Below are 8,293 nucleotides of genomic sequence, written 5' to 3'. Positions count from 1 at the left end.
CAGACCACGCTTCTCGCCATACCAGTCAATAATCCGACGGACCTGGGTCATGACTTCTTGGCCAATGCCATCGCCGGGCAGGATCAGCAAGGAGGGGTTGCTCATGGGATTTTCCTTCGATTCAAATTACGCTCTTGGCCTAGCGTCTAGGTCCAAAAAGATCAAGAAACTAAGGGGATTTTGGCTAGATATGCTGCAGGTTTTGCGCTTCTGCATAGGCGCGGCGGCGATCTTGGTCGATCATATTGGCGACCCTCAGCATCGCGATGCCGCGCATCACCATTGTTGCCGGGAAAAACGCCCAGATTGTCATGGTCCAGATCAGCGTTTGTGGGTTGGACCACAAAGCCGGACCCAGCGAGTTTGATGTCAGCTCGACAAGGGCAGGGAAGATGAACGGCAGCAAAATGCCCAGAACGATGTTCACGCGACCGTCGCGCGTGAGACGGGGCAGGACATCTCCGCCAGCGGTTGGGTCAAAAAGCGGAAGGTTCACCCAAACGTTGAAGGCGCCATTTCGTGTTGGCCAATCCAGAACGCGTACGACGAAATAGAACAGGACAAGGCTAAGTGTCGCGATGGAATAAGACATGCCTGCGGCCATCCGCACCATGTTCACATGCTCGCTGTCTGCGGTCGCAGGGAGCGTGAGCAGCACCAGCCGCACCGGGGAATATGGGACGTCGGTCAACTCTCCGGCGAGGGTTGCGATTGCGTGCATCAATCCGTTGGCCACATTGGTGGCGCTGGAAAAGGTAAAGGCCGATGACAGCGCAAAGACGCAAAAGAACACGGCCATGAACCGGATGCGGTTAAAGGGCGGCGCGAAGCGGAATTCCAGAATACTGGGGTAGGCCGAAAAATATTCAATAAAGACCAGCGCGGCGGCAAAAAAGGCGCAGATAAAGGCAAATTGCTGCGCGTCGGACGTCACATCCGGCAGCACCAGCGCAGGTGTTGCCACCAGCATAGCCATAAGTATCGCGCGTATCATCGCGCTTGTGATTTGTGCGAACACTGCTCTTTCCCTTCAAACCCGATCGCCGCAATTCTTTGTCGCGTGCTGTTTCAAGTCTGACCCGTCTGCTCAGGACGGCTTGCCTCATTCTTGCCTTAATTGTGCCTAGGTTTTTCAAATTGCTCAAGATTTTGTTTTGAATTTCACAATTTTCCCCTGTGGGTTGTGAGAAATGGTGCCCGAATGCACCGAAAACGCTGAAAAAATAGGAAAATCCGCGGCTGTCTCTGGCTGATTGGGCGTATTACAAGGTGGCCAAAATTAAAAAACGCGCGCCTTTGAACGGGCGCGCGTTAAAGCTTGTGGCAAGAATGTGGCAGGATTGAGAAGACTCAGATCTGCCGCATTGCCGCTATTTGAGAACCCTTAAACCCAAGGACGGGCTGCCGAGGCTTGCGCCTCGAAGGTGTCAATCGCGGCTTGCTTTTGCATGGTCTGGCCGATGTCATCCAGCCCTTCCAGCAGACAATGCTTGCGATGTGGATCTACGTCGAAGGTGATGACGTCGCCCTCGGACGTGGTGATTTCCTGCGCTTCCAGATCAACTGTCAGTCGCGCGTTTTCGCCTTTTTCCGCGTCTGCCATCAGAATGTCGACCTGCTCTTGGGGCAGGACGATCGGCAGAATGCCGTTCTTGAAGCAGTTGTTGAAAAAGATGTCCGCGAAGGATGTAGAGACCACACATTTGATGCCGAAATCCGCAATCGCCCAAGGCGCGTGCTCGCGAGAGGAGCCACAGCCAAAATTGTCGCCCGCAACCAGGATTTCTGCCTGGCGGTACTGCGGCTTGTTCAGCACGAAATCTTCGATTTCCGTGCCATCGCGGTTAAAGCGCATCTCGTCAAAGAGGTGCTTGCCAAAGCCGGAACGCTGAATGGACTTCAGGAACACCTTTGGGATGATCATATCGGTGTCGATATTCACCAGCGGCATTGGGGCCGCGATACCGTGGAGTTTTTCAAACTTTTCCATTGATCTGGCTCCTTACATCAAGTCACGAACATCGGTCAGCTTGCCGGTCAGCGCTGCGGCTGCGGCCATGGCTGGCGACACAAGGTGAGTCCGGCCTTTATAGCCCTGACGGCCTTCAAAGTTCCGGTTGGACGTCGCGGCGCAGCGTTCGCCTTCGCTCAGCTGGTCCGGGTTCATCGCAAGGCACATAGAGCACCCGGCCATCCGCCATTCAAAACCAGCCTCCTGGAAGATGTCGGCAAGACCTTCTTCTTCGGCCTGCGCCCGCACAAGACCAGAGCCCGGCACGATCATAGCGCGCATGCCATCTTTGATCTTTTTGCCCTTCACGACCTCGGCAACAGCGCGCATGTCCTCAATACGCCCGTTGGTGCAAGAGCCGATAAAGACTGTGTCGATCTCGATCTCGTTCAGTTTTTGCCCCGGTGTCAGACCCATATACTCGATAGAGCGACGCGCCGCTTCGACCTTGCCACCTTCGAAATCTTCTGGGTTTGGAACAACGCCCGTGATCGGCAGAACATCCTCAGGCGAGGTGCCCCATGTCACAACCGGCTGAATGTCTTCGCCTTTGAGTGTCACCACCTTGTCAAAATGAGCGCCTTCATCGGTGAACAGCGTCTGCCAATAGGCATGGGCTTGCTCCCACGCGGCACCTTTTGGCGCGTGTGGACGGCCTTTGCAGTAGGCATAGGTGGTCTCATCTGGTGCAATCAGGCCAGCGCGCGCGCCGCCTTCGATCGCCATGTTACAGACGGTCATGCGGCCTTCCATCGACAGATCGCGGATCGCTTCGCCGCAATATTCGATGACATAGCCAGTCCCACCGGCAGTACCGGTCTCGCCGATTACGGCCAGCGTGATGTCTTTCGCGGTCACACCGGGTTTCAGTTTGCCGGTGATCTCAACCTTCATGTTGAGCGATTTCTTCTGGATCAGCGTTTGCGTCGCCAGAACGTGCTCAACTTCGGATGTGCCAATGCCATGCGCCAGCGCACCAAAGGCACCGTGGGTCGCAGTGTGGCTGTCGCCGCACACAACGGTCATGCCCGGCAGGGTCCAGCCCTGTTCAGGACCAACGATGTGCACGATGCCCTGACGCACGTCAGAAACCGGATAGTAATGCACGCCAAACTCCTTGGCGTTCTTATCCAGCGCCTCAACCTGAATGCGGCTTTCTTCGGTCATGGTCGCAGGGTCTGCGCGGTCCAGAGTGGTCGGCACGTTGTGATCGGGAACCGCAATGGTTTTTTCCGGCGCGCGTACCTTGCGACCTGCAATCCGCAGACCTTCAAAGGCCTGTGGGCTGGTCACTTCGTGCACCAGATGGCGGTCGATATACAGCAGGCAGGTGCCGTCTTCGGCTTCATGGGCGACATGCGCGTCCCAGATTTTGTCATAGAGTGTTTTGGGGGACATGGGTCCTCTCCGTATTGATGAAATTGGCGTTTAAGGCTGCAATACGGGCGCGCGAAAGGCGCGCCGCGCCCTTATAGGGCGGCGATGACGGATTTGCTTTGACCGAAAAAGCGCCATGGCAGGAAGGCGCGGTCAGCAATGTCATAAATGCGTTTCATAGGTCCGCAGATATAGAGAGTCGCCCCGTGTCGCAAGGGAATTCCCTTGTTTTGCGAGGCTGCCCCGTGTTTTGATCAGACAAAGGAAAGCGCACTATGTCAGATGAAACCTCTGGTCTGGACGAGGCGGCTGAACAAACTGCTCCGCAGGCTGGCCCTCAAGACACCCAAGATATCGCTCTGAGCCTTTGGGATCAGGTGCTGGATTTCGTCCACGGGTTGATGCGCCCTTGGAATGCCTATCAGGTGGCCATCGTGATCGGGCTGATCGGTGTGGCTTTCTTGTTGTCGCGCGTATTCGGGCCGATGCTGCTGTCTTGGATGCGCACGCGCGAGGGCTGGCCGAAATGGCGCTATCGCTATCTGTTGCTGCTGCACAAACGCATGGCGCTGATTTTCTTTGTCGCTCTGATCTGGGCCACCGTGCTGATCATGCGCGAAGTCACCTGGCCAAGCCGGTCATATATTCTGGCGATCGTGGCAAATCTTGCGCTGGCATGGCTACTGATTGCTCTGGTGGCGCGTCTGGTTCAGAACAATCTTGTGCGGGCCATCATCCGCTATGGCGCTTGGATCTGGGTGACGCTCGTGGTGCTGGGTGTCAGCGACGAAACCCGGCAATTGCTGGACTCAGCGGCACTGACTGTGGGCACCATCCGCGTGTCTCTTTGGACCATCGTGCAGGCGGTTGTCATGCTGGGGCTGACATTCGCGGTGGCACGGTTCCTGTCTGGCACGTCATCGGCCAGCATCAAACGCAACGAAGACATCAGCCCGTCGATGCAAGTCCTGATGATAAAATTCCTTCAGGTGCTTTTGTATGGCGCAGCCTTCTTCATTGGCCTTCGCATCGTTGGGGTCGACCTGACAGGCCTGGCCGTTTTGTCAGGCGCGATTGGGGTCGGCCTTGGGTTTGGTCTGCAGAAGGTGGTGTCCAATCTGGTCTCAGGCGTAATTATCCTGTTGGACAAGTCAATCAAACCGGGTGATGTGATTTCGCTTGGTGATACCTTTGGCTGGATCAACTCTCTGGGTGCACGTTACGTCAGCGTCGTCACTCGGGATGGCAAGGAATACCTTATCCCCAACGAAGACCTGATCACCGGACAGGTGGTGAACTGGTCTCATTCCAATGATTTTGTACGTCTCGATATCTTTTTTGGCACGGCCTATGGCGATGATCCGCATGTCGTCAGAAAAGCCGCCATCGAGGCGGCGACCTCTGTGGATCGGGTGTTAAACGACCCAAAAGCACCGGTCTGTCACATCGTGGGATTTGGCGACAGTTCAGTGGATTACATTCTACGGTTCTGGATCAGTGATCCTACGGGCGGTCTGACCAACATTCGCGGCGCGGTCTATCTGGCGCTTTGGGATGCGTTCAAAGACGCGGGCATCAACTTCCCCTTCCCTCAGCGCGAGGTGCGGATGCTGCACGAGGATTAAACGACCTGCGGTCGTGCCTGCGGCGCGGATATTTAGGGCAAGAGAAAGGCGCTTTCATCTTGTCAGAAATACTCCGGGGGAATGGGCGGAATTTGCTGGCAAATTTCGCACAGGGGGCAGAGCCCCAAAATCGGGTGGACATCGGCAAAAATACCATGGCACCTTCACATCTGCGCGTGCTGTCATTGGAATTTCACATCAGAAGGTTTATCCTTTGAGTATGCCCAGCATCGGGGCGTTACGGTGCGTGTGAAAGGAGGGCAGATCTCTGTCTTTAAATGTGGACGTGGCATCCGCCACTGAAAACGAAATGCCGCAGGTCGCGAAAAGCGATCTTAGTGGCCTTGAGCTGCTAGAGCTCATCATTCAATCCCTTGAAAGCGACAAAGCCGAAGAGATCGTGCAGATTGACCTGCGTGGGCGTTCTTCGATTGGCGACTATATGGTCGTGTGTTCCGGCCGCTCCACTCGTCAGGTGGCTGCGATGTCGGAAAAGCTCGTGGACAAGATCAAACAGACCACGGGCCGGACCTCTAAGATCGAGGGCAAGGACACCGGTGATTGGGTTTTGATTGATACAGGTGATGTGATTGTGCATGTCTTCCGTCCGGAAGTGCGCGAGTTCTATCAGCTTGAGAAGATGTGGGTTCAGGGCGGCTCCGCCTAAGCCATCGCAGGGGTTGCGCCCTAAGGATTACGGATGGCATTGAAAATACACATCTGTGCGGTGGGCCGGCTGCGGTCAGGCCCGGAACGCACATTGCTTGACGATTATCTGGACCGTTTTGAGAAAACCGGCCGGGCCTTGGGCCTCGGGCCGGTGAAGCTGCATGAGGTCGAGGATCGCAAAGGCGGCGGTATGGTCGCCGAAGCGCAGCTGTTGGCCGCTGTTTTGCCCAAGGGCGCGCGCATTTGCACGCTGGATGAACGCGGCAAGCTGATGACGTCGCCAGAGTTCGCGCAATCGATGGCGCGGTTGCGCGACGATGGGGCCGGGGATCTGGCCTTTATCATTGGCGGCGCGGATGGGATCGACCCAAGCCTGCGCGCCAAGGCGGATATGTCCCTGAGCTTCGGTAAGATGGTTTGGCCACATATGATGGCCCGCGTGATGCTGAGTGAGCAGCTTTATCGCGCCGCCTCTATTTTGGCGGGCGCGCCCTATCACCGGGTGTGATCAGAGTTTTCGCAGCAGGGTCGCCCGCGACAGGCTTGCGAATTCACGACGATAGATAACGAAGACTGTCAGCAATGTTGTCCCCATCAAGGCGATGGGTCCGGCCAGCCATGCGCAGGCGGCAAGTCCGAAATAGACAGATCTGAGCCCACGATTGAACGCGCGCGCAGCCGAAATATTGATCTGCGCAGCTTGGTCTGCGCGCAGCGCGCAAAGCGGGTCATCGGGGTCCACAGGCAGGGCCGACATGACGATCGAGCAGTAGCCGAACAGGCGATTTGACCAGACAAATTTCAGGAAAGCGTTGGTCGTAAAGACTAAAATCAACACGATTTTGATTTCCCAGACGAACAGCGGTGCTTCCATCAGTGCAAAGTCACTCGCCACGCCGCGCACTTGATCGGCGTTGCCAATCAAGGCCAATGCCCCGCCGATTGCCAGGAGTGTTGCGGATCCAAAGAACGCGGTGGCTTGGCGCAAACCGCCGAGGATCTGAGCGTCATAGATGCGGGGTTGGCGATGGATGAACTGCTGCATCCATTCACGACGGTAGTCCGCCATCAGCAGCGACATCGAAGGGCGCGATGCCGGAGGGTTTTCGATCAGCAGAGTCATGCTCCACCAGATCAGCAGCACAAATCCGACGGCTGCATAGTCAAGCGTCGTGAAAAGGGAAAGGCGATCCATCCAGGTCATGCCTCTTACCTAAAGAGTCACTGATATCTTGTCATTCTTTAAAATTGGTTATATTTACTTACCAAAATGGAGGAAGGCATGGAGTTACCCACCCCGGATTCGCGCGTGCTGTCGCGCAAGGCGGATATTGTTGCGGCGTTGCAAAGCGTATTGCCTGCGGGATGCGTGATCGATGCCCCAGAAGAAACGCGCGCTTATGAATGTGATGCTTTGACTGCCTATCGCTGCCCTCCTTTGGCTGTGGTGTTGCCGGAAACCACAGAGCAGGTGGCCGCGGCCCTTAAGGTTTGCCACCAGTTGAACGTTCCCGTGGTGCCGCGCGGGGCGGGGACGTCTTTGGCCGGTGGATCGATGCCAACCTCTGACAGTGTTGTGTTGGGCGTGGCGCGACTGACCGATGTATTGGAAACAGATTACCCGAACCGGTTTATTCGCGTTCAGACCGGGCGCACCAATCTGAGTGTGTCCGGCGCGGTCGAAGAAGACGGGTTCTTTTATGCGCCTGATCCATCGTCTCAATTGGCCTGTGCGATCTCTGGCAATATCGCGATGAATTCGGGCGGGGCGCATTGCCTGAAGTATGGGGTGACGACGAACAATCTGCTCGGTGTGACTCTGGTTACGATGGAGGGCGAGATTATCGAAATCGGCGGTGCGCATATGGATGCGGGCGGGCTTGATTTGCTGGGTGTGATCTGTGGATCCGAAGGGCAGCTTGGCGTCGTGACCGAGGCCACCTTGCGTATTTTGCCAAAGCCTGAAGGTGCGCGCCCGGCTCTGATCGGGTTTGACGACAATGCTGTCGCAGGCGCCTGTGTAAGTGACATTATCAAAGCAGGCATTTTGCCGGTCGCCATCGAGTTCATGGATCGCCCCTGCATTCGCGCGACCGAGGCGTTCGCTGGCGCTGGCTATCCGGATTGCGAGGCCTTGCTGATCGTTGAGGTCGAGGGATCGGACGCCGAGATTGACGCCCAACTGGCGCGGATCTCTGAGATTGCCCGGAAACACAATCCGGTCGAGTTGCGTGAAAGCAGATCGGCCGATGAAAGTGCGAAAATCTGGCTGGGACGGAAATCGGCCTTTGGCGCGATGGGTCAGATCAATGACTACATGTGTCTGGACGGCACGATTCCAGTGTCTGAGCTGCCCTATGTGCTGCAGCGGATCGGAGAGTTGTCCAAGGATTACGGTCTGGGCGTCGGCAATGTGTTTCATGCCGGTGACGGCAATATGCACCCGCTGATCCTGTTTGATGCCAATAAACCCGGTGATCTTGAGAAATGCGAGGCTTTTGGCGCGGATATCCTGAAGCTTTGTGTCGAGGTTGGCGGCTGTCTGACCGGCGAACATGGCGTTGGGATCGAAAAGCGCGATCTGATGAGCCATCAATACAGCCACGCGGAT

General features: G+C 56.3%; 8 protein-coding genes. 4 read left to right on the top strand and 4 right to left on the bottom strand.

Annotated features, from left to right (window positions below; translation table 11 throughout):
• Positions 1 to 184 precede the first annotated feature (184 nt).
• From ACEQWH_RS05825 to leuC, 3 genes are all read right to left on the bottom strand, one after another.
• On the bottom strand, positions 185 to 1,018 hold the full coding sequence (locus ACEQWH_RS05825) for a hypothetical protein (RefSeq protein ID WP_370228819.1): 834 nt from the start codon (positions 1,016 to 1,018) through the stop codon (positions 185 to 187).
• A 366-nt stretch (positions 1,019 to 1,384) separates the two neighbouring features.
• Positions 1,385 to 1,990: a 3-isopropylmalate dehydratase small subunit gene (gene leuD, locus ACEQWH_RS05820; protein WP_370228818.1), complete on the bottom strand. Its 606-nt coding sequence runs from the start codon at positions 1,988 to 1,990 to the stop codon at positions 1,385 to 1,387.
• Between the two features lie 12 nt (positions 1,991 to 2,002).
• Positions 2,003 to 3,409, bottom strand: a complete 1,407-nt coding sequence (gene leuC, locus ACEQWH_RS05815; protein ID WP_370228816.1) for a 3-isopropylmalate dehydratase large subunit — start codon at positions 3,407 to 3,409, stop codon at positions 2,003 to 2,005.
• 254 nt (positions 3,410 to 3,663) lie between these two features.
• Between leuC and ACEQWH_RS05810 the strand changes: the two genes are divergently transcribed.
• The 3 genes from ACEQWH_RS05810 to rlmH all read left to right on the top strand — a co-directional run bounded on the left by ACEQWH_RS05810 (position 3,664) and on the right by rlmH (position 6,190).
• The gene (locus ACEQWH_RS05810; RefSeq protein ID WP_370228814.1) at positions 3,664 to 5,013 is read left to right on the top strand and encodes a mechanosensitive ion channel family protein; all 1,350 of its coding nucleotides are present in this window, start codon (positions 3,664 to 3,666) and stop codon (positions 5,011 to 5,013) included.
• A 310-nt stretch (positions 5,014 to 5,323) separates the two neighbouring features.
• On the top strand, positions 5,324 to 5,680 hold the full coding sequence (gene rsfS, locus ACEQWH_RS05805; RefSeq protein ID WP_370228822.1) for a ribosome silencing factor: 357 nt from the start codon (positions 5,324 to 5,326) through the stop codon (positions 5,678 to 5,680).
• Positions 5,681 to 5,719: 39 nt separating this feature from the next.
• Positions 5,720 to 6,190: a 23S rRNA (pseudouridine(1915)-N(3))-methyltransferase RlmH gene (rlmH, locus tag ACEQWH_RS05800; RefSeq protein ID WP_370228820.1), complete on the top strand. Its 471-nt coding sequence runs from the start codon at positions 5,720 to 5,722 to the stop codon at positions 6,188 to 6,190.
• On the opposite strand, the gene ACEQWH_RS05795 is transcribed toward rlmH, so the two are convergent.
• Complete coding sequence (locus ACEQWH_RS05795; protein WP_370228812.1) at positions 6,191 to 6,886, bottom strand: DUF599 domain-containing protein; 696 nt, start codon at positions 6,884 to 6,886, stop codon at positions 6,191 to 6,193.
• Positions 6,887 to 6,964: 78 nt separating this feature from the next.
• Between ACEQWH_RS05795 and ACEQWH_RS05790 the strand changes: the two genes are divergently transcribed.
• On the top strand, positions 6,965 to 8,293 hold a 1,329-nt coding region (locus ACEQWH_RS05790; protein WP_370228810.1), incomplete at its 3' end, for an FAD-linked oxidase C-terminal domain-containing protein.

The organism is Cognatishimia sp. (assembly GCF_964229375.1).
GTDB lineage: Bacteria > Pseudomonadota > Alphaproteobacteria > Rhodobacterales > Rhodobacteraceae > Cognatishimia.
This window is presented reverse-complemented; position numbering and strand designations above follow the sequence as displayed.